This window comes from Bifidobacterium coryneforme (genome assembly GCF_000737865.1).
In the GTDB taxonomy this organism is placed as follows: Bacteria; Actinomycetota; Actinomycetes; order Actinomycetales; family Bifidobacteriaceae; genus Bombiscardovia; species Bombiscardovia coryneformis.
In genome coordinates this window covers 1,116,989-1,138,269 of sequence record NZ_CP007287.1, presented here as the reverse complement: position 1 = coordinate 1,138,269, position 21,281 = coordinate 1,116,989, and the positions used below count along the sequence as shown (strand labels likewise).

Genomic DNA, 21,281 nt, shown 5'->3' with positions numbered 1-21,281 from the left:
ATCCGACCAGTCCCGCTCTGGAGGTGCGCCCTGGTCTCGGGCTATGGTGGGCGGCATGGGTCAAGAGCAGTTTAGAACGGAAAACGGTGGTAGCGGAGTGAACGACCAGACGGATTGGGAGGATTTCCCTCGCCGCATCAAGGGCGAGGTCTTCGAACGTCTAAGCAAGGTCATCGACCCCGAACTGGGCCGATCCATCACGGACCTGGGCATGATAACCGACATCGTGGTAGTACCACGCCGTGATACCACTGAGGCCGACTATGATGTGACGGTCAGGGTGGAGCTGACCATCAAGGGATGCCCCCTCTCCCAAACCATCACCAACCAGATCAACGGGGCTGTTTCCTCCTACCCCCGGGCCAGGCTGCACTCCCGGATTGATGTAGCATCCATGAGCAAGGAGAAACTGAATAACCTCGTTGCGGACCTCAAGGCGGCCAGGCGAAGCAACCCCTTCACCAAGCCGGGTATCAAGACCCGAATTTTCGCCATTGCCTCGGGGAAGGGCGGTGTGGGCAAGTCCTCGGTCACGGTCAACCTGGCAGCCACCCTGGCAGCTCTGGGGTACGACACCGCCGCCATTGATGCGGATATCTATGGGTTCTCGCTGCCCAACCTCTTCGGTGTGGACACCCAGCCCACGAATCTGAACGGGATGCTCATGCCTGTCACGGCTTGGGGGGTCAAGCTGATATCCATCGGCATGTTCGCAGGGTCCGACCGGGCTATCCTCTGGCGGGGTCCACGGCTGCAACGTTCCTTGGAACAGTTCCTCTCGGATGTCTGGTGGGGTGACCCGGATGTGCTCCTGCTGGACCTTGCCCCCGGGACCGGGGATATGGCGCTTTCGGTGGCCCAGGCCCTGCCCAACAGCGAGCTGGTGGTCGTCACCACCCCCCAGCCCAGTGCCTCTGATGTGGCGGTCAGGTCCGGTCTGGTGGCGCTTCAGGTGCCCACCAGGGTCCGTGGGGTCGTGGAGAACATGTCCTGGTACGACCATCAGGATGAACACCTGGAGATATTCGGCAGTGGCGGTGGGCAACGGGTCTCCGACCAACTGACCGAGGCCCTGGGGTACCAGGTCCCCCTCCTTGCCCAGCTGCCCCTGCAGCCAGAGGTTCGGACCGTGGGAGAATCCGGCCGGCCCGCCGTGCTCAAGCCGGATGGCTCACTGGATGATTCCGACCTGGCGCGCCGCTTTGTGGACCTGGCCAAGACCCTGATGTCCGCCACCTCCTGATGGATCGGGCGGCATGACGCCCGGTTGCAATCGGTTTGCAGTCCAGACCAGGAAGGTCTGCATGAGGTCTTCGACCGCCAGGCAAGGGGTATCGGAGACGAGTGAATATCGGGCTTATTGACTAAGCGCGACGTTCACCCGAGGGAATGAAGAGGAGCCAGGGCAGACTGACCACGATCAAGCCGATGGCGCACATGGCAAGGAGTGGTATGGTCTCATGGCCGGCCAGTATGTATGACGCAAACATGGGGCCGAAGATATAGCCTAGGGAAGCCGCCGTATTGAGCAGACCGAACATCCTGCCACTGTAGGCGGGCCCAGCCAGTTCTGCGGCAACCACGGGCTGGGATATCCCCATCATGACCTCGCCCAGTCCGAAGACGATGATACCCAGGGAGGCCACGGTCAGGGCTCCGAAGGTGGTGGTCAGTCTCAGGCCCAGAACGATGATGATCCAGGCGGCGGCCCAGAAAACCGGGACCGTGCGCAGGATTCGTACATGGTTGTGGTCCTTCAGCCTGGGGAGGAGGATGATGTTCAGGATGACCACCGAGAAGGTGTTGACCACATCGACCACGGAAAGCGACCACCGGGGGATGTGCTGATCGGATATGAGCGTGGTGACCAGGCCGGCGTCGAACTGGGAGTATCCGAAAAGGTCCATGAAGAAGCTCCCGCAGACCAGGAGTCCCATGGTCACCAGTACGTAGGTCAGGGACCTGGTCGAGCCGCCATAGGTGCCGCTTTGGGCAGTCTGGGCCGTGCTGCTGTCTTCTGTTCTCCCGGAGGCGGGGGAGTCCTTCCTGTCCTCTTCCTGGAATTCGACCTTGAGCCGGGCTGTCAGCGCGCGCAGGTCGTAGTGCCGTTCGATGATAAGAAGGGTCAGGCTGAGCAGGGCGAACCCCAGTGCGCGGCCGCCGAATCCCCACCGGTAGAGGTAGTCCTGGCCGCCTGCCGCCAGGAGTCCGCCGACCGCAGCTCCCAGGCCGATACCCAGGTTCACTTCAGCCTGGTTGATTCCGTAGACGATTCGATGCTGTTCACGTGTCGATATCTGCGTCAGGATGCTGGACCAGGAGGTCTGCATGCCCATCCCCAGACCGGAGACGAAGGCTCCGACGGCCCCCATCGTGAAGTCATGGGCCAGGGTGAAAATCAGTGGCCCTATCACGGAGAAGATCATCGCCGTGTGCATGGCCAGCCAGGAGGATCGACGGTCGGAGACCCAACCGATGATCGGGTTGGAAATCAGCGAGCCGATGGAGCTGATGGTGACCAGCAGGGCAGCCTCGCTCATGGTGGCTCCCAGCGAGTGGGTGGCGAAAAGGAGTTCGATGGGCATGACCAGGCCGATGCCGAAGGAACACATCAGGTCGACTATCAGCATGGTCCGGAGGTAGTCCGGAAGACTCATGAACTCGCGCACCCAGCGCACCGCCACCTCCATCGGTCATGGATTTCTTCTCACTTCAATCTCATCATTGGGGAGGGACCAGGTGTGTTGGGTCGCATCGCCTATGCGGAAAAACAAGCCCCCGACCGGGCGCCAAGGCGTCGGGCCGGGGGCTTGAACCCATACCGGAAGAACCGAGTCTTTATCGATTTGTCCGGGGCATAGGGGTCAGATATGGAAGTAGAGCTCGTACTCCAGGGGGGTGGGGGCCAGGCGGGCCTGGGCCAGCTCACCGCGCTTGAGGTCCAGCCAGGTCTCGATCAGATCGTCGGTGAAGACGTCTCCCTCACTCAGGAAGTCGTGGTCCTCTTCCAGGGCGTTCAGGGCCTCTTCCAGGGAACCGGGGACCTGCTTGATCTGGTCGTGCTCCTCCGGGGGCAGCTCGTAGAGATCCTTGTCCACGGGTGCCGGAGGCTCTGTGTGGTTGAGGATTCCGTCCAGTCCGGCCATGAGCTGGGCTGAGAATGCCAGGAAGGGATTGCAGGAGGGATCCGGTGCACGGAACTCGATGCGCTTGGCGGCGGGCGAGGTGCCGGCCAGCGGAATACGGATGGCGGCGGAGCGGTTCCTGGCCGAGTAGACCAGGTTGACCGGTGCCTCGTATCCGGGCACAAGACGCTTGTAGGAGTTCATCGAGGGGTTGGTGAAGGCCAGGACCGCGGAGGCGTGCTTGATCAGACCGCCCACATACCAACGGGCGATGTCGGAAAGGCCGCCGTAACCCTTCTCATCGTAGAAGAGCGGCTTGCCGTCCTTCCAGAGGGACTGGTGGCAGTGCATGCCCGTGCCGTTGTCGCCTGCAATGGGCTTGGGCATGAAGGTTGCAGCCTTGCCTGCCAGGGCAGCGGTCTCATGGACCACGTACTTGTACTTCATCAGGTCGTCGCCCGCATGCAGGAGGGTGTTGAAGCGGTAATTGATCTCCTGCTGTCCGGCACCGCCGACCTCGTGGTGGGAACGCTCCAGAATCAGGCCCACCTTCTGCAGGTTGGCAACCATGTCATCACGCAGATCCTGGTAGTGGTCGATGGGGGGAACGGGGAAATAGCCCTTCTTGATGCGGTTCTTGAAACCGATGTTGGGGGAGCCGTCCTCCTCGACATCCACCCCGGTATTCCAAGGGGCCTCGATGGTGTCCACCTCGTAGAAGGAGCGTTGCATGCTGTTCTCGAAGCGGACCTTGTCGAAGATGAAGAACTCGGCCTCGGGGGCGAAGGAAGCGGTGTCGGCGATTCCGGTCGACTTCAGGTAGGCCTCTGCCTTGGCTGCAATCTGCCTGGGGTCGCGTGAATAGGGCTCATCGGTCAGCGGGTCGACGATGGAGAAGGCAACATCCAGGGTCTTGTGCTTGCGGAACGGATCCAGGTAGGCGGTCTCCGGATCGGGGATCAGCTTCATATCCGACTCGTTGATGGCCTGGAATCCCTGTACGGAAGAGCCGTCGAAGGCCATGCCGTCCGTGAATGCGTCATTGAGGAACTCGCTTGCCGGGACGGTGAAGTGCTGCTGAACCCCGATCAAGTCGGTAAACCTGACGGAGACATACTCCACGCCCTCCTGGTTGATCAAAGCTTCGCAATCGGCCTTTGACTTCAGTTCTGTCACTGAACCGCTCCTTTCATGAGAACCGTTATGGTCATACAGTCTAAAAGACCCGAGTTTTCGCCAACCCGCAACTTAAGTTACAGAGTTGTTTCGTACTGCCGAGGCGGTAACACGGGTGTGAAGAGTCCTGATACGGAAAACCCCGACACTAAGCCTGGAGGTTCGGTGTCGGGGTGGAAGCATGGGCAGATCAGCGGCCGCGCATGGCCTTGCGGCTGACGTGGACCTTGGTGGGGTCGATGCCCTTCGGCATGCCCAAGGCGTTCTGCCGTTTCTGGAGGGTGATCAGACGCTCGTTGAGGATGGCCAGCTCGTCCGCAGTCATCTTGACCTTCTTCTTGATGACCTCTTTCTGGAGCCTGTCTAGGGGCACCTGGTTGGGACCCTGGCCGACGCTGATCTTGTAGATCGGGATGTCCGAACCCTTGGTGATGCGGCGAATCTTGTCCTCTTCGCGTTTCATGGCCTTGGTGACCCTGGCATAGTCGCCTTCGCCAACCAGATAGACACCGGTCCGACCGGTGCCGCGCCAGATGGCATCCTTGGTCTTGGCATCAATCCAGACGGGATCCTGGGGGAACCTGAACCCGGCCTTGGAGATGTTGCTCAGCACTGCGGCCGCAGCGCCGGGGCGACCCTCCATCTTGGCGTATCCCACCTTGTCGGAGCGCCTGGTCAGGGTCATGGTCCCCAGGAGAAGACCCACCATGATGCCCAGGAGGACGAACAGTATCCAGCTCAGCCAGCCGACATGGAAGATGAAGCAGACCGCAACAGCCACCACGATGGGCACCAGGACGGCCACCAGAAGGAACCAAGGCAGGGCCCTGTCCTCTGCATGGGTGAATTGGTAGATTTTCCAGATTTGGGAAAACGTGCCATTCTTCTTTTTCGGCTTCTTGGCCTTGTCCTCTTGTGCCATATGATCCTCACTCGGAAACGTTCACTGGTTGACCAGTCTACCGCAAGTTCAGGGGGCGCCCATCGGCTTTGAGCAGAGCCTCACCAATCGCCTCGCTAAAGGTCGGATGGGGGTGAATCAGGCCCGCCGCCCTGTCCAGTGGAACCCTGTTGCCCACCAGCTGCTGAACCTCGGCGATGTTCTCCGATGCCTGTGGGGAGACCATCTCCAGTCCCACCACGATTCGGGTGTCCAGATCGGAGGAGAGGCAGGCCGTAACCAGGCTCAAAGTGCCCTGATACCCGCTCATCCTCATTCGGGAATTGGCCTGCATGGGGTATATGGTCTCCTCCACCTGGTTCAGGGTGGGGTCGTCCTGTGCCTCCTGCTTGGTGTACCCCACGGCGGCCGCCTGGGGGGAGGAATAGACCACCCGGGGAATGGTGGATTCCTTGACGGGTTCGGGATCCAGACCTGCCGCGGCCTCGGCCAGCGTGATGCCCTGCTGGAAGGCCCGGTGGGCCAGATGGTTACCTGGGGTGATGTCACCCAAAGCCCAGACACGTTCCCGGCTGGTCCGGCCCTGGGAATCGGTCAGAATCTGCCCGGCATCATCGGTGTCGATTCCAAGTCCTTCCATCCAATCCTGGTCGGTCTGGGGATCCCTGCCGATGGCTGCCAGAACCAGGTCGGTCTCCAGGGAAGACGTCTCACCCCCACCTTGGGTGGGGCCATAGGTGACGGTCAGGGGTTTGTCGGGAGATGATTCGGTGATGGCCTGGCAGGTGGAATCGGTTATGACGTTGATGCCCTGCCGCTTCAGTTCACGCGTCATGACCAGTCCGGTACGGCGCCCCCAATGGGAGAGGACCCGGTCACGCCTGATCATCAGCGTCACCTCCGTTCCGGCCTGATGCCATATGGTGGCGAATTCCAAGGCCACATCCCCGGATCCGATGACCAGGGCCCGTTTGCGGAAGGGCTTGAGGCGAAGTGCCCGGTCGGAATCGATGACACGATCGCTGAACGGTATGCCGGGCAGGGCGCGCGAGCGGGAACCCATGGCCAGAACCGTGTCGCAGGTGGTCAACCGGCGGACAGTGCCGTCAGGGGTCCTGACCGCAACCAGTCCATCGCCGACGATGGAGCCCTCTCCTTGAATAAGGTCCACCTTTCGCTGGGACAGCAGCTGGGTAAGCCCACTGGTCATGGCTTCGACCATCTCATCCTGGTAGGCGGCCAGGCGTTGGTAGTCGATGCCTTTGGCCTGCATCTGGATTCCCATGGCTTCACCAAGGGAAGCCTGCTCCAGTACCTGTGTGGCCGTCAGTAGGGCCTTGGTGGGTATGCACCCCCGGTTCAGACAGGTCCCACCGGGTACGGGATCACGCTCGATCAGCGCGACCCGGGCGCCGAGCTCGGCCGAGCGCAGGGCCGCGGAGTATCCACCCGGTCCCGAGCCGATGATGATGACGTCATATTGACGTTTGGAACTGTCCAGGGGGTCCGACGAAGCGGGGTCAATGCCATCCTCTGTGTGTTTCATAGTTGCCCATGCTAGCGAAGAGAAGACGAGCAGGCTTGAGTGTTTGCACACTGTGAACGCTTCCCAACGTCCGATTTCGCTCCTTGATTCTTCCGAATCCGGTTGGGAAAAGGAAAGCCGCCCTGCCCCGGACGGGGAGGGCGGCAGTGCTTGCTTGCAGGGTCTCTTTCGCGACCGAAGATGTTGCTTTTACTTGGGCCAGTTGCCGCGCTTGGGAGAGGTCGGCTTGGGGACCCGCCAGCGTCGTACCATCATGGCCCGCTGCCAGGCATAGCTGGCCGAGCGGGAGCCTTTGGCCACGGAGCGTTCGCCGAACTTCTCGATCAGCTTCACCTTGAGCCTGTGCCACATCAGCCAGGTATCGATGATGCCGACGATGATGAAGGCGTAGACGACCACAATCAGCATCATGTAGATGCTGTTGGCGGTCACCGGATCGACCACGGAAGTGGCGAACATGGATGCAAACATCCCTACGAGCATGATGATGATGGCAGGGAAGGTCCATTCAAGCAGGTTGAACCGGGCATCCACGTAGTCGCGGATGTAGATTCGCCAGGGGAGCCGTTCCGACTTGGGCATGTGGGCGACATCGCCGGTCCTCATGGCCTCATACTGGGCATCCTCCCTGGCCCTGATGCGGGCCTTGGCGGCCTTACGGCTTGCCTTGCGGTCCTTGGGGACCAGAGGACGGAGAGTCTGGGCCTCTGCCACCTTGCGCTTGGGGGTCGGACGCCCCTTGCCGCCGGTACGGTCCTGAATCTCCTTGGTGTCCGATTCCTGGTCCTGTACCTTCTTGTCCTTGCCTTTGAAGGGGTTCCATGTCATGCGAACAGGTTACGGTGACGCCTAGACTCATCAGCATTTTCAGGAGGTAGGACATGACAGGTTTGGGCTTGGAAGAGATTCAGGGCCGGGTAGGGGCCGACTGGACCAGGATCATCGATCTGCTCAAGGGGAAAATAGCCCTGGGTTCGGTTTCCGCCAAGGGAATCACGGGGGAACACATGCGCAGCTCGGCTGAATTCGTGGCCGAGGAGCTGACGAAGGTGGGCATCGATGCCAGGGTGGTGCAGTCCACCAATGCGGATGGCACGCCTGGTGCCTTCGAAGTGGTCGGCTCCAGAATCGTCGACGAAACCGCTCCCACGGTCCTTCTCTATGCCCATCATGATGTTCAGCCCGTTCCCGACCCGACGGCCTGGGATACCGACCCCTTCACCGGTGTGGAACGCGACGGAAGGCTCTACGGACGTGGATCGGCCGATGACGGTGGCGGCATCGCCATCCACTCCGGTGCCCTGCACGCCCTGGGCGACGACCTCAAGGTCAATATCAAGGTCTTCATCGAAGGGGAGGAGGAGATGGGCTCGCCCAGCTTCATCCCCTTCATTGAAGCCCACAAGGAGGAGTTCGACTCCGACCTGATCATCGTGGCCGACTCCGGCAACTGGTCCGACCGGATTCCCAGCCTGACCACCTCACTGCGGGGCAATACGGATCTGGATGTCACAGTCAAGGTCCTGGAACACCCGGTCCATTCCGGGCAGTTCGGCGGTCCCATCCTGGACTCCAACACCCTGGCGGCCATGCTGATCGCCTCCATGTACAACGACAAGGGCGAGCTGGCGGTCCCCGGCCTTGAGGGAGGGCAGCCCGTGGGTGGGCTCCAGCGCGACCTGGATCCCGACCAGGTGCGTAAGGATGCCGGAGTGGTGGACTCCTACCGTCTGGCGGGCACCGACTCCCTGGCTTCCAGGCTCTGGACCAAGCCCTCTGCGTCGGTTATCGGATTCGATGCCCACCCTGTCGAAGGATCCTTCAATGTCCTGGCGGATCAGACCCGCTTCCGCATCTCGCTGAGAACAGCCCCCACCCAGCGTCCGGAGGAGGCTCAGAAGGCCCTGGTCGATTTCCTGCGCTCGCATGCCCCCCTGGGTGCCCAGGTCGAGTTCTCCTGTGGAGAGAACGGGATGGGATGGGCCATGGATCCCGACAGTCAGGTGGTCAGGAACGCCGAGGAGGCCATGCGCCAGGCCTTCGGATGCGACCCGGTCAACAAGGGCGAGGGTGGCTCAATCCCGTTCATACCGGAGCTCAAGCGTCTCTTCCCCAAGGCCCAGGTTCTGGTCACAGGGCCGGAGGATCCCAAGGGCAACGCCCACAGTCCGAATGAGTCCATCTCCCTCTATGGTCTGGAACGCAACATCGTCACTGAGGCGCTGCTCCTGGACAGCCTGGGGGATTGACCAAGGCTGGTCCTAAAGTAGGTGGTGACACGGGGGCCGCATGCTGCAGAGCAGCGTGTGGCTGAGAGGAGGCTCAGCCTCGACCGGACGAACGTTTACCGGGTAATGCCGGCGCACGGATGTCACTCAACCCGTGCCTTGAACAGGATGCGCACCCAAGGGTGTGCTTACGGAAAGGCACAGTAATCATGAACAGTCAGAATCAGACCCCATTCCAAGGCGAAGATGACAGATCCAGAGGTGACGGGGAAGTCACCCATATCAGGCACTCCAATCGTTGGCGGGTGGTCGATATCGCCGTGGCTTCGGTCATCGGTGTGGCCAGCGCATTCATCTACTGGGTGGTGGCCATCGTCACGTCGGTGCCTTGGTCTCTCCTCGATGGTGTTATCCCGGGCCTGGGCGGAATCCTCAATGGTCTGTATCTCTTTGCGGCCCCTCTCGCCATTCTCATCGTGCGTCGACCCGGAGCGGCCATCTATGCCGAGGTCGTCGCCGCCGTTCTGGAATCCCTCCTGGGCAGCCAATGGGTTCCGGTCGAAACCTTCCTGATAGGACTTCTCCAGGGTGCCATGGCCGAGCTGGTCTTCGCCCTGTGCCGGTATCGCCGCTGGAATCTGCCCACGGTCACCCTGTCGGGGATGGCTGCCGGGCTGGGCTGCTGGGTATACACCTTCTGCACCCATCTCCAAGCCATCAGTCTGACCGGTCCTTACGGTCTGATCTACCTGGTGGCCACCCTGGTCTCCGGTGCCCTCCTGGCGGGGGTTCTGGTCTGGTATCTCTATCTGGCCATAGCCAGGACCGGTGCCCTCGATCGCTTCGAGTCGGGCCGCCTGCCCAGGAGCGGAAGCCGTAAAGGAACCAAGGCGTGACCCGAGCCGATTCAGCACAGCCCGGGGATGGATCGGATCTGACCAGACCGGCAGGTCTGGACCTGGACCACTGGGGGTATCGTCACGCCTATCGGAGTCATTTCGCGGTCCGTGACCTCTCCCTGTCCATCCCTGCCGGGCAGCGTGTGCTCCTCCTGGGGGCCTCCGGCATAGGAAAGTCCACAATTCTAGAGGGCATCGCCGGGATTCTGGGTGACCAGGAAGGAGCCCTCAGAGTCCAGAACGCCGGTGCCGCTGGCGGTCAGCCCATCGAGGTGGAGGACGCCGATGGGGGAGTGACCAGGGGAAGGATACTGGTCGATGGCCAACCTGCTGGTGGGGTCGGCGGCCGCGTGGGGCTTGTTTTGCAGGATCCCGATGCTCAGGCCATCTTCCAGCGGCTTGGTGATAACGTCGCCTTCGGTCCCGAGAATATGGCGGTCCCCAGGGAGGAGATATGGCGGAGGGTCGACGAGTCCCTGTGTGCCGTGGGACTGCAGGACCTGCAACTGACCAGGTCCACCATGCATATCAGTGGTGGACAGATGCAGCGCCTGGCACTTGCCGGAGCCCTGGCCATGGAACCGGGTCTTCTGCTTCTTGACGAGCCCACGGCCAACCTGGATCCTGACGGGGTCCATCAGATTGTCGGAGCGGTTCGACAGGTTCTCGACCGCCGTCATTCCACAATGATTCTGGTGGAGCACCGGGCGCAGCCCTGGATGGAAATGATCGACAGGGTCATCGTGCTGGGGCTGGGCCCTGTGGAAGGTCAGGAAGGCAGGGCAGGAGGGGACGGTTTCCGTCGCACCATCGTTATGGCCGATGGCACGCCCGAGCAGGTCTTCTCCGACAGAAGCCTCGACCTGGCCGCTTTGGGGATATGGGTACCCGACCCCTATAAGGGGCCGGCGGACCAGGTGGACCGCATTTCGAGCCGGCCCCGGTTGGGTGAAGACCCGGGTTCCACCGCCGGCGACCCGATTCTGGAGACGGTCGATCTTGCCGTCGGGCGAGACGGCAGGGCCATCGCCTCCGGTATCAATCTGGCCTTTCATACGGGGGAGGTAACGGCCCTGGTCGGAGCCAACGGGGCTGGTAAATCAACCCTGTCCATGACTCTGGCAGGTCTTATGGAACCCGTCTCCGGTCGTGTGGTCGCCTCGGCCGAGCTGGTCGGAGGTGACGGTCCCGACCAGCCGATGGCGGACGGATCCGCTCCGTCGGCTTGGAAATCCACCGACCTGGCCTCACGTATCTCCTATGTCTTCCAGAATCCGGAGCATCAGTTCGCCCGGGGCTCTGTGCTTGAAGAGGTCATGGTGGCCCCGCTCAGAACCGGAGCCACCGAGGAAGAGGCCAGGGAACGGGCCCGAAGTCTTCTGAAGCGGTTCAACCTGAACCAATACGCCAGTGCCAATCCCTATACCCTCTCAGGGGGGGAGAAGCGCCGATTGACGGTGGCTGCCGCTCTGGCGGCGGCCCCCCGCGTGCTGATACTCGATGAACCGACCTTCGGGCAGGACAGGGTCACTTGGACCAGTATGGCCCAGTTGATCGATTCCCTGCGCGCCGACGGGATCTGCATCATCGTGGTCACTCATGATATGGACCTGGTCAAGGCCCTGGGTGCCCGTGTGGTACGCCTGGTGCCGGGCGAATCGGTCGGGAGGTCTTCGCAGGCAACGGTCTGTGCATCGGCGCGGCGGGAAGTCGGGCAAACACCGGTGACCGCTGCCGCACAGGCGAAGATCGCCCCTGAGGGTGGGCGGGACGTGCCGGATACGGTCGTCCTGCCGGTTGCGGCCATGAATCAACGCGACGAGCCTCCGAGAATGTCAAGCCGCTCGGCCTATATCGCCTCCATCAATCCGGCTTTTCGCCTGCTGGGGGCCTTCCTGACCGCCCTTCCCCTCCTGATCAGTCTGGATTGGGTCTCCGCCACGGTGGCTCTGGGACTTGAGCTGATTCTCCTCATGGCGGCCGGCTTCACCCCGTGGAGGATTGTCAGGTCCGCCTGGCCCATCTTCCTGGGAGCTCCGGGGTCGGCCCTGGCCATCATCCTGTATGGGAAGGCCGGAGGAGCCACGTACTGGACCTGGGGGATGATTCACGTCACCCAGCGTTCGGTGGACCTGGCCCTTGCCACTGCCCTGCGCATCCTCGCCATCGGAATACCCGCCATCATCACTGTCCTGGGCATTGATGCCACTGATCTGGCCGATGCCTTCAGTCAGGTTCTCCACCTGCCTGAGCGGTTCGTGTACGGGGGGTTGGCGGGGCTGCGACTCTTCTCGGTCCTGCGGGATGACTGGACCGCTCTTGCGGCTTCAAGGCGGAGCAGGGGGTTGGGTGATGAGAACAGGTTCAAGGCCTTCTTCCCGCAGGCCTTCGCCCTTCTGGTCCTGTCCATCAGGCGCTCGACCACCCTGGCTACGGCCATGGAAGCCAGAGGGTTCGGTGGACGTGTGGAACGCACCCATGCCCGGATTTCGAAAGTCAGCCTCAGGGATTGGTGCTACCTATCGATCTGCCTTGCCGTTCCGGTGGTGGCCCTGACCGTGGCCGGATTGACGGGTGCCATCTCCTACTTCGGCAATTGACGGTAGTCCGCTCCCCGTTCCGGCGGTGTCGATCCGGTAGTTCTCAGACTCCTGGACAGCACACATGAGCGGTCATATATGAAAAGAGATCCGGATACCGCTTCCGCCCGCCATACTCGGCGGTTCTGCGTAAGGGTATCCGGATCTCTTCCCTATTCACGCCCAGGGCGGCACGGGGAGGAAGGTTACTTGACCAGGTTGGTGTTCAGGTTGCGAACCTCGTCGAAGCGCTTGGAGGCATCCTCCCAGTTGACGATGTGCCACCAGGCCTTGACATAGTCTGCCCTGACATTCAGGTAATCCAGGTAGTAGGCGTGCTCCCAGAGATCCAGAAGAATCAGCGGGAAGATGGTGACGGGCAGGTTGCCCTGGTGGTCGTACATCTGCAGGGTGACCAGGCGCTCACCCAGGGAATCCCATGCCAGGACGGCCCAGCCGGAACCCTGGATGCCAGCGCACATGGACTCGAAGTACCGCTGGAAGCCCTCGAAGGAACCGAACTGGTCCTCGATGGCCGCTTTGAGTTCGCCTGTGGGTTCCTGTCCGATGGACGGGGCCATGTTCTTCCAGAAGATGGTGTGGTTCTTGTGACCGGCCAGGTTGAAGGCCAGATTCTTCTCCAGGAGGTTGGACTGTGCCACATTGCCGGACTCGGCAGCGTCGTGAATTTGTTCCAGTGCCTGGTTGGCACCGTTGACATACGCCTGATGGTGCTTGTCATGGTGGAGTTCCATGATCTTGCCGGACACGTAGGGCTCGAGGGCCGAATAGTCATAAGGTAGTTCAGGAAGTGTATATACGGGCATGGTGTCTCCTTACATTCGCCTCCGCAGGGCATCAACCCTTGATGGAAAACCCGAACGGCAGGCTCGGAATACCAAGTCGATTTGGCTTGTCTACTCAGACTATCCCCGGGGAAGCAGTGTGCCAAGGCATTTGCAGGGGTCAGTTCAGTGAACTTGATTACAGAGAGTTAGAGTGGTGGGTATGCCCCTGACAGAAACCCTGATGGATAACCCGCGTTCGCAGCGCATACGCCGGCTTGCCGAGCTCAAGGAAAGAAGGGCCCGGCAGCGTCATGAGCGCTTTTTGATCGAAGGACCGCAAAGCGTCCGGGAGGCAGTGGATTGCCGATCCGACCTGGTCACGGACCTCTATGTGCAGACCGGGGATGCATCGGGCCAGGGGGGTATCGGGTTTCTAAATCCGGTCGTGGCAGCCATTGCCGAGAATGCCCTGCAGCACGACAACATATACGTACACCCGGTAACGGAACGGGTCATGAAGGCTATCAGCACGGATGCCCAGGGGATTGTCGCCCAGGGTGATACCCGGGGGATGGCGGTCGACCCTGCCGATCTGATGGTGCCAGGCGATGACGGTGAGCGGTATGGTCAGGGAGGCCCGGACCTGATTGCCGCCTTCTGGCAGGTGCGTGACCCAGGCAATGCGGGGACCGTCATCAGAACGGCCGATGCAGCAGGTTGCAGGGCCCTGGTCCTGGTGGACGACTGTGTGGACCCCCTCAACCCAAAGGTGCTCAGGTCCACTGCCGGTTCGGCCTTCCACATTCCGATTCTGACCATGGGGACCGATGACTTCCTTGACTGGGTGCATGGCCGCGGAGATGGAATCACTGCTGCGGATGTCTACGGCACGCCTGATCGCAAGCCCACCGAGCTGCCGGACCTGCTGGCCCGGGAAGATGCGCAATCCGGATCCGGCAGCACGACCGGAGGGCCAGCCCGGGGCAGGGTCGTTCTATTCGGGAACGAGGCTCGCGGGCTGCCTCCGGAGCTTCTGCAGCAGGTGGATTCCATCGTTTCCATACCTATTTATGGCCGGGCGGAATCACTCAACCTGGCCACCTCGGCGGCGGTCCTTCTTTATGGCCTGGCCATGTCGAGTCGTATTGAAAGAATGTAAAGGTTATAAAGACCGATATAACACTGTTTTCAGGCTCTTACAAGGTGAAAGGTCCCAAGGTGGCAGAGGTAGAGTTCGACCCTACAGCAGTGACGGATGAGGTCAGCGAGGGTATTGGGAAGATACGGGAGGCCTCCGATCTGGAGGAGCTGAAGGCGCTCAGGTCCCGCTACTCGGGTGCCGACTCCGCCATGGTCAGGGCCAGCAAGGCCATCGGTGTCCTGCCCGCAGACCAGAAAAAGACGGCCGGGCAGCTCGTGGGCAAGCTCAAGGCCGATTTCGGTAGGGCCTACGGCCTCAAGGAAGGGCAGTTGCGCCAGGAGGAGGAGACCCGTCGTCTACGGGCCGAGCGGGTTGACATGACCCTTCCGGTCGAGCGCAAGCCCCAGGGCGCACGTCATCCCCTCTCCAAGCTGATGGAGGACGTGGAGGACTTCTTCGTCTCCATGGGCTGGCGCATCGCCCAGGGTCCTGAGCTGGAGGCCGAGTGGTACAACTTCGATGCCCTGAACTTCGGCCCCGATCACCCGGCCCGCCAGATGCAGGACACCTTCTATGTCAAGGGAAACCAGGCCAAGGACGCCGCCGGCTTCGTCGGGTCCAACATGGTCATGCGCACCCATACCTCCCCGGACCAGGCACGATCCCTGATCACCCGTGGCGTACCGCTCTATGTGGCCTGCACGGGCAGGGTCTTCCGCACCGATGAACTGGATGCCACCCATACCCCCGTCTTCCACCAGTGCGAGGCCCTTGCCGTCGATGAGCATCTGACCATGGCCGACCTCAAGGGAACCCTGGACAAGTTGGCCGTGGCCATGTTCGGCCCCGAGGCCCGGACGAGGCTGCGTCCCTCGTACTTCCCCTTCACCGAGCCCAGTGCCGAAATGGACCTCTGGTTCCCCGACAAGAAGGGTGGACCCGGATGGATTGAGTGGGGCGGCTGCGGTATGGTCAACCCCAATGTTCTGCGTTCCGCCGGTGTGGATCCCGAGAAGTACTCGGGGTTCGCCTTCGGCGTGGGTATGGAGCGGACCCTCCTGCTCCGCCATGACATCAACGACATGCACGACCTGGTCGAGGGTGACGTGCGGTTCAGCCAGCAGTTTGAGATGGGGGAGTGACCCGATATGCCGATGGTAGATATTGATTGGCTCAAGGAACATGTCGAGGTTCCCGGTGATCTGACCTATCCGCAACTGGCCAAGGACCTGGTCCGGGTTGGTCTTGAGGAGGAGGAGATCCACCAGTCCACGGTGACCGGACCCATCGTGGTCGGTTACGTGGTCGATGCCACCCCCGAACCCCAGAAGAATGGCAAGGTCATCAACTGGTGCCATGTCGACGTGGGTGAGACCTACAACGCCGTTGATGAAGACGGGAAGAAGGTTCCGCGGGGCATTGTCTGCGGTGCCCCCAACATGGCCGCCGGTGAAAAGGTCGTCGTGACCCTGCCGGGTGCGGTCCTTCCCGGTGATTTCAGGATCGAGCCGCGGAAGACGTATGGCCACATCTCGGATGGCATGTGTGCCTCGGAGCGTGAGTTGGGGCTCGGCTCGGACCACAACGGCATCATCCTCCTGCGGCAGTATGGGTTCACCGATCAGGAGTACGAGGACCTCAAACCGGGCGATGATGCCATGGCCCTGCTCCACATGGACAATCCGGTTCTGGAGATCAACATCACCCCCGACCGGGGTTATGCCTTCTCCTACCGTGGAGTGGCTCGAGAATATCATCACTCAACCGGTGCCGCCTATACGGATCCGGTCATGGAATTGAACAAGGCCCTGCCTCAGGCGGTCGACCAGGGTGACCAGGGAGCCGTCGAGGTGCGGATCGAGGATGACGGCCCCATTCACGGTGTGCCGGGATGCGACCGCTACTACGTTCGTACGGTCCAGGGCTACCGAGCCGGGTCCGCCACCCCCGCTTGGATGCGTAGGCGGTTGACCAGGGCCGGGATGCGCTCCATTTCACTTCCCGTGGATGTGACCAATTACGTCATGCTGGACCTGGGCCAGCCCCTGCACGCCTACGATGCGGACAAGATCGAAGGTCCTATTGTGGTTCGCAGGGCCAGGCAGGGAGAACGTCTGACCACCCTCGACGGCAAGGACCGTGAGCTGAGCACCGAGGACCTGCTGATTACCGATTCGCCCAAGGGCGAGGCCGGTTCCCGAATCCTTGGACTGGCCGGTGTCATGGGCGGTCTCTACGGAGAGGTGACCGACCAGACACAGAACATCCTGATCGAATCGGCCCACTTCGACCAGGTGACCATCGCCCGGTCGGCCCGTCGTCACAAGCTGCCCTCCGAGGCTTCCAAGCGCTTCGAACGTGGGGTGGACCCCCAGATGCAGCCTGCTGCTGCGCAGATGGCGGCCGGGCTTTTGCAGGAATTCGGAGGCGCCAGGATTGACGCCAGGCCCGTGGATGTGAATCGGACCGGTTCCGCGCCGGCGATTGATTTCGATCCTGCCCAGGTGGCCCGACTGACGGATCTGGATACGGACCGTGACCAGATCGCCGCCATTCTGGAAGATATCGGCTGCCGGGTCGAGTCTGTCGATGACCGGACCCTGTCCGTTACGCCGCCCTCATGGAGGCCCGACCTGGGCGAGGCATGCGACCTTGTTGAAGAGGTGGCCCGTCTGGTCGGTTATGACAGGATTCCGACCAACATCCCCTCTGCCAAGGTCACGGGTGAAGTGGGTCTGACGGGCCGTCAGCTCCGGAAGCGCTGGGTGGCCGATACCCTGGCTGAATATGGGCTGACCGAGGTACTGGACTATCCATTCGTCGGCAGGCAGGACCTGACGGCCTTCGGCTACGATCCCGACCAGGAGGAGGCGGTCAGTGTCGAACTGGCCAATCCCATGGCCGCTGACCGTCCATTCCTGAGGCGATTCCTCATGCTGCCCCTGGCCAATACCGTGGCCCGGAACCTGCGGCGGGGCAACACCAACGTCTCGCTCTTCGAGGTTGGATACACCTTCACCCGCGATCCCAAGGCTCCGGCTGTGCCGACCCTGCCTGGGGGCACCCGTCCCAGTGACGAGCAGCTGGCCGGTTTGGATGCCGGACTGCCAGTGCAGCGGTTGCACGTAGCCGCCTTGCTGACGGGTCTGGCCCAGGAGGATGGGTGGCTCAAGGACAGGCGCCAGGTGGACTGGACCGACGGTGTCGAATCGGCCCGCCGGGTCCTGGACCGTCTTGGTGCCCGGTACCACCTGGAGCAGCCGGATGCCGACCAGGTCCCCGTTCAGTGGCATCCTGGCCGTGCCGCGCAGGTGGTCCTTGATGATGGAACGCTCGTGGGCATGGTCGGAGAACTCCACCCGCATGTCATTGCGGCCCTGGACTTCCCCGATCACTCCGCGGCCTTCGAGCTGGATCTGGATGAGATCTTCGATCATCTGGACTTCGAGCCACTTCAGGCCAAGCCCATTTCGACCTTCCCGCCGGTCCGTCAGGACCTGGCCTTCACGGTCCCGGAATCGGTCACGGCCGATCAACTGACTTCCGCCATCAGAGAAGCCGCGGGGACTAGTCTTGAGTCCATTGAGCTCTTCGATGTCTTTACCGGCGACCAAATCGGTCAGGATGCCAAGTCCCTGGCCTTCGCGGTCACCTTCAGGGCTCCGGACAAGACCCTGACATCGGAGGACAGCGAGGCGCTGAGGGGTGCCATCGTGGCGAAAGCCTCGGAGCTTGGCGCGCAGTTGCGCGCCTGAGCCTGAACACGGATAAGAGGGGACATGATGGACATGGAAGACCAGCAGGGAAGCCAGAACTTCCGCGAAGCCGGTCAGACGGACCAGACCCAGCCCCAGTACGGGCAGCGTGTGGAGCCGGCATACGGCGCACGTGCCGACCAGTACCCGGGCTGGAACCCTTATGTCTTCGGGAAGCCCGACCCTGAACCCGATAAGTCCGAAAGCGGGTCTGCATCGGGTGCGGGTCGTCAGCCATCCGTCGGACAGGGGGTACCAGGGTATCCCACGATGAATGGCCAGGGCAATCCCGGGAATGGGCCCAGACATGTGGTCAACGGTATCGATCTTGATGATCCTGCCCAGAATCCCAGCTATGGTCATTGGGACCCGTACGCCATTATTTCCTTCGTGATGGCCCTGTTCCTGCCGGTTCCGCTGTTGTCGGCCGTCTTGGGGGGAATCTCCATATACCGGACGCGGGTTCTGCATATGAAGGGATTCGGTCTGGCTCTTGCCGCCATCATCCTCAACGTGCTGTACACCCTGGGTTGGCTGTGGATGGTTGTTTCCGGGGTTTCCGTGGATGATCTGACCAGGCAGATGCTTCAGTCGGCCATACCGTCCCTACCAGGTGATTCCGGTGGTACCGTCGGAACCGGCGGCGCAGACGGGGTGAGTGCCTGAAGGACCGGAGCCGTATCGGATACGGTGCGGCCTGAAGCAGGTTGTTCGTGATGATGAGGACCGTTCGAACGGAATGTTCGGGCGGTCCTTTCGCATGTCTGCGTGTGCGAGGGCGACACGCCGAACTGTATAAATATGCAATAACGTGCATGAATATGTAGTATGGTTGGTGGTCGGTGAGGGGAGCGGATATGAAGGAATACTCGGTGGCGGTGGCTGGAGCCACGGGCTATGCCGGAACCGAAGCGGTCCGGTTACTCTGTGGTCATCCTGCATTCAGGGTCGATACCCTGACCGGGGCATCCTCGGTGGGGGACTCCTTCGCATCCCACTCGCCCCATATCCCGGCCCTGGCTGATATGCCCATACAGGAGACCCGGGCCGACGTTCTCAACGGGCACGACATCATCATCATGGCCCTGCCGCACGGACGCTCAGGAGCCCTGGCCGAGGATTTGGATCCTGAAGTCCTGGTGGTGGATCTGGGGGCCGACCATCGACTGGAAAGCAGCGGTGACTGGAATGACTGCTATGGTGGCCCCTTCCATGATCACTGGTCATACGGCCTTCCTGAACTCATGCTCGGCGGAGGCGGGAAGCAGCGTGATCGTCTGGCCGGGACCCACCGGATTGCCGGCCCGGGATGCAACGTAACCGCAGTGACCCTGGCCATACAGCCTGCCGTATCGGCCGGGCTGGTTCGGACCGATGACCTGGTTGCCGATCTGGTTGTGGCCTATTCCGGAGCGGGGAAGACCCCGGGCAGGGTCGATCTTCTGGCCGCGCAGGCGCTTAATTCAGCCCATCCCTACGGGGTTGGCGGGGCGCATCGGCATATTCCCGAGATAATTCAGAACCTCAGGCATGCCGCAGGTTCCGATGGTGTCCGGACTGAATTCAAGCTAGGGTTCACTCCGATTCTGGTGCCCATGTCGCGGGGGATACTCGCCACGGTATCGGCCCCTCTGACCGAGAGGGGGTCATCCCTGTCGGAGGAGGAAGTCCGATCCATCTGGATTGAAGCCTATGCGGGAGAGCCCTTCGTCCAGCTCCTGCCTGAGGGGGTCCTGCCTTCGACGGCGGATGTGCTGGGATCCAATGCGGCCCAGATACAGGTTGTGCTGGATAAGCGGGCGCAACGACTGATCGCTTTTGCTTCCATTGACAACCTGACCCGGGGAACCGCCGGTCAAGCCTTGCAATCCATGAATCTGGCCCTGGGCCTACCTGAACAGACGGGATTGACGACCATAGGAGTGGCACCATGAGCGTGACGTATGCGGCAGGATTCCAGGCAGGGACCGCCAAGGCCCATCGGACAGGCGGGTCGGAACGGAAGAACCTGACCATGATTGTGAATCAGGGGCCCATGGATACGGCGGTGGGAGTCTTCACACCGAACCGTTTCCGGGCGGCACCGGTCATCTGGACCGAACACATCCTGACCGACGGCCATGCGGGGGCTGTGGTCATCAACTCGGGGAACGCCAATGCCTGCACAGGGCAGGAGGGGCTTGAACAGACCAGGAACACAGCCATCAGGGCTGCCGGCATGTTGGGGCTGGAACCGGAACAGGTGGCGATTTGCTCCACCGGCATCATCGGTCATCTGCTCCATTTGGATGCCATCCTTTCCGGAGTGGACCAGGCCCATGCCGACCTGGCCGGGGATGATCGGGCCGGCGCCGATGCAGCCAAGGCCATCATGACCACCGACACCACCAGCAAGACCGTCACCCTCGACGGGGCGGGCTACCGGCTGGGCGGCATGGTCAAGGGGTCGGGGATGATAGCTCCGCAGCTGGCCACGATGATCTGCCTGATTACCACCGACGCCGTCCTCGATCCAGGCCAGGCGCGGACCGCCCTCAGACGGGCCTGCGATACCAGCTTCAACCGGATAGACGTGGACGGGTGCATGTCCACCAACGACACCGTTCTCCTCATGGCATCCGGTGCTTCGGGCGTCCGGCCCGACAGGGAGGAGTTCCAGGCCCTTCTCGACCATGCTTGCTCCGACCTGGCCCGTCAGATTATCGGTGACGGAGAGGGTGCCCATCATCAGATACGTATCCGTGTCCAGGGGGCCGACGATGAGTATGGAGCCCTTGTCTGCGCCCGGGCTGTGGCGGGGTCCAACCTGCTGAAGTGTGCCGTTGCCGGAAACGATCCGAACTGGGGCAGGGTGGTCTCCTCCCTGGGTACCGTTCCCGAATCCGAGGCGGCCTACGATCCGGCGCGGGTCAGTGTGGACTTCAACGGCATCAGGGTATGTGACGGGGGCAAGCCGGGTCAGGACCCCGACCTGGTGGATCTGACCCTCCCCGAGGTCCACATCGATATCGACCTGCACCAGGGGTCGGCCCAGGCCGATGTGTGGACCGATGACCTGACACACGATTATGTTGCCATCAATGCCGACTACACCAGCTGATGGTGGAGGGCGGAACCTTGGGGACGATCACCGAATCGAAGGA

At 61.8% G+C, this 21,281-nt stretch carries 16 protein-coding genes and 1 riboswitch; of the genes, 10 read left to right on the top strand and 6 right to left on the bottom strand.

The window, feature by feature from the left end; all coding sequences use genetic code 11:
* Positions 1–55 precede the first annotated feature (55 nt).
* Complete coding sequence (locus tag bcor_RS04465; protein ID WP_081870416.1) at positions 56–1,243, top strand: Mrp/NBP35 family ATP-binding protein; 1,188 nt, start codon at positions 56–58, stop codon at positions 1,241–1,243.
* A 121-nt stretch (positions 1,244–1,364) separates the two neighbouring features.
* On the opposite strand, the gene bcor_RS04460 is transcribed toward bcor_RS04465, so the two are convergent.
* The 5 genes from bcor_RS04460 to bcor_RS04440 form a co-directional block, all read right to left on the bottom strand.
* Positions 1,365–2,690, bottom strand: a complete 1,326-nt coding sequence (locus tag bcor_RS04460) for an MFS transporter (protein WP_033498032.1) — start codon at positions 2,688–2,690, stop codon at positions 1,365–1,367.
* Between the two features lie 174 nt (positions 2,691–2,864).
* Complete coding sequence (gene glnA, locus bcor_RS04455; RefSeq protein ID WP_033490355.1) at positions 2,865–4,301, bottom strand: type I glutamate--ammonia ligase; 1,437 nt, start codon at positions 4,299–4,301, stop codon at positions 2,865–2,867.
* A 190-nt stretch (positions 4,302–4,491) separates the two neighbouring features.
* On the bottom strand, positions 4,492–5,223 hold the full coding sequence (locus bcor_RS04450; protein WP_033498034.1) for a DUF4191 domain-containing protein: 732 nt from the start codon (positions 5,221–5,223) through the stop codon (positions 4,492–4,494).
* A gap of 37 nt (positions 5,224–5,260) precedes the next feature.
* A complete protein-coding gene (locus bcor_RS04445) occupies positions 5,261–6,748 on the bottom strand; it encodes a dihydrolipoyl dehydrogenase family protein (RefSeq protein ID WP_081870349.1) in 1,488 nt (495 codons plus the stop codon).
* Positions 6,749–6,937: 189 nt separating this feature from the next.
* On the bottom strand, positions 6,938–7,576 hold the full coding sequence (locus bcor_RS04440) for a DUF3043 domain-containing protein (RefSeq protein ID WP_033498036.1): 639 nt from the start codon (positions 7,574–7,576) through the stop codon (positions 6,938–6,940).
* A 53-nt stretch (positions 7,577–7,629) separates the two neighbouring features.
* On the opposite strand from bcor_RS04440, the gene bcor_RS04435 reads away from it, so the two are divergent.
* The 3 genes from bcor_RS04435 to bcor_RS04425 all read left to right on the top strand — a co-directional run bounded on the left by bcor_RS04435 (position 7,630) and on the right by bcor_RS04425 (position 12,475).
* Positions 7,630–8,997 (top strand): dipeptidase, encoded by a 1,368-nt coding sequence (locus tag bcor_RS04435; protein ID WP_033498039.1) that lies wholly within the window; start codon positions 7,630–7,632, stop codon positions 8,995–8,997.
* 19 nt (positions 8,998–9,016) lie between these two features.
* Positions 9,017–9,135, top strand: a riboswitch (TPP riboswitch).
* A 50-nt stretch (positions 9,136–9,185) separates the two neighbouring features.
* The gene (locus bcor_RS04430) at positions 9,186–9,872 is read left to right on the top strand and encodes an ECF transporter S component (RefSeq protein WP_081870348.1); all 687 of its coding nucleotides are present in this window, start codon (positions 9,186–9,188) and stop codon (positions 9,870–9,872) included.
* Positions 9,869–12,475: an ATP-binding cassette domain-containing protein gene (locus tag bcor_RS04425; RefSeq protein ID WP_148303958.1), complete on the top strand. Its 2,607-nt coding sequence runs from the start codon at positions 9,869–9,871 to the stop codon at positions 12,473–12,475. The genes bcor_RS04430 and bcor_RS04425 overlap by 4 nt, the downstream gene beginning before the upstream one ends.
* A 185-nt stretch (positions 12,476–12,660) precedes the next feature.
* Here bcor_RS04425 and bcor_RS04420 read toward each other — a convergent pair whose 3' ends face one another.
* A complete protein-coding gene (locus bcor_RS04420) occupies positions 12,661–13,281 on the bottom strand; it encodes a superoxide dismutase (RefSeq protein WP_033490347.1) in 621 nt (206 codons plus the stop codon).
* Positions 13,282–13,462: 181 nt separating this feature from the next.
* Between bcor_RS04420 and bcor_RS04415 the strand changes: the two genes are divergently transcribed.
* The 6 genes from bcor_RS04415 (at position 13,463) to argJ (ending at position 21,238) form a co-directional block, all read left to right on the top strand.
* Positions 13,463–14,401 (top strand): TrmH family RNA methyltransferase, encoded by a 939-nt coding sequence (locus tag bcor_RS04415; protein ID WP_033498041.1) that lies wholly within the window; start codon positions 13,463–13,465, stop codon positions 14,399–14,401.
* A 59-nt stretch (positions 14,402–14,460) separates the two neighbouring features.
* Positions 14,461–15,525 (top strand): phenylalanine--tRNA ligase subunit alpha, encoded by a 1,065-nt coding sequence (gene pheS, locus bcor_RS04410; RefSeq protein ID WP_033498119.1) that lies wholly within the window; start codon positions 14,461–14,463, stop codon positions 15,523–15,525.
* A 6-nt stretch (positions 15,526–15,531) separates the two neighbouring features.
* Positions 15,532–18,138: a phenylalanine--tRNA ligase subunit beta gene (gene pheT, locus bcor_RS04405; protein WP_148303957.1), complete on the top strand. Its 2,607-nt coding sequence runs from the start codon at positions 15,532–15,534 to the stop codon at positions 18,136–18,138.
* 24 nt (positions 18,139–18,162) lie between these two features.
* Positions 18,163–18,804, top strand: a complete 642-nt coding sequence (locus tag bcor_RS04400; protein WP_051875674.1) for an MFS transporter — start codon at positions 18,163–18,165, stop codon at positions 18,802–18,804.
* 191 nt (positions 18,805–18,995) lie between these two features.
* Entirely contained in the window at positions 18,996–20,072 is a 1,077-nt protein-coding gene (gene argC, locus bcor_RS04395) for an N-acetyl-gamma-glutamyl-phosphate reductase (RefSeq protein ID WP_033498043.1), read from the top strand.
* Complete coding sequence (gene argJ, locus bcor_RS04390) at positions 20,069–21,238, top strand: bifunctional glutamate N-acetyltransferase/amino-acid acetyltransferase ArgJ (protein ID WP_033498045.1); 1,170 nt, start codon at positions 20,069–20,071, stop codon at positions 21,236–21,238. Before argC ends, argJ begins: the two co-directional genes overlap by 4 nt.
* Positions 21,239–21,281: the final 43 nt, after the last annotated feature.

Coding starts and splice junctions, on each gene's coding strand:
- bcor_RS04465 (WP_081870416.1), top strand. CDS start 56: ATGGGTCAAGAGCAGTTTAGAACGGAAAACGGTGGTAGCGGAGTGAAC.
- bcor_RS04460 (WP_033498032.1), bottom strand. CDS start 2,690: ATGGAGGTGGCGGTGCGCTGGGTGCGCGAGTTCATGAGTCTTCCGGAC.
- bcor_RS04450 (WP_033498034.1), bottom strand. CDS start 5,223: ATGGCACAAGAGGACAAGGCCAAGAAGCCGAAAAAGAAGAATGGCACG.
- bcor_RS04445 (WP_081870349.1), bottom strand. CDS start 6,748: ATGAAACACACAGAGGATGGCATTGACCCCGCTTCGTCGGACCCCCTG.
- bcor_RS04440 (WP_033498036.1), bottom strand. CDS start 7,576: ATGACATGGAACCCCTTCAAAGGCAAGGACAAGAAGGTACAGGACCAG.
- bcor_RS04435 (WP_033498039.1), top strand. CDS start 7,630: ATGACAGGTTTGGGCTTGGAAGAGATTCAGGGCCGGGTAGGGGCCGAC.
- bcor_RS04430 (WP_081870348.1), top strand. CDS start 9,186: ATGAACAGTCAGAATCAGACCCCATTCCAAGGCGAAGATGACAGATCC.
- bcor_RS04420 (WP_033490347.1), bottom strand. CDS start 13,281: ATGCCCGTATATACACTTCCTGAACTACCTTATGACTATTCGGCCCTC.
- bcor_RS04415 (WP_033498041.1), top strand. CDS start 13,463: ATGCCCCTGACAGAAACCCTGATGGATAACCCGCGTTCGCAGCGCATA.
- pheT (WP_148303957.1), top strand. CDS start 15,532: ATGCCGATGGTAGATATTGATTGGCTCAAGGAACATGTCGAGGTTCCC.
- bcor_RS04400 (WP_051875674.1), top strand. CDS start 18,163: ATGATGGACATGGAAGACCAGCAGGGAAGCCAGAACTTCCGCGAAGCC.
- argC (WP_033498043.1), top strand. CDS start 18,996: ATGAAGGAATACTCGGTGGCGGTGGCTGGAGCCACGGGCTATGCCGGA.
- argJ (WP_033498045.1), top strand. CDS start 20,069: ATGAGCGTGACGTATGCGGCAGGATTCCAGGCAGGGACCGCCAAGGCC.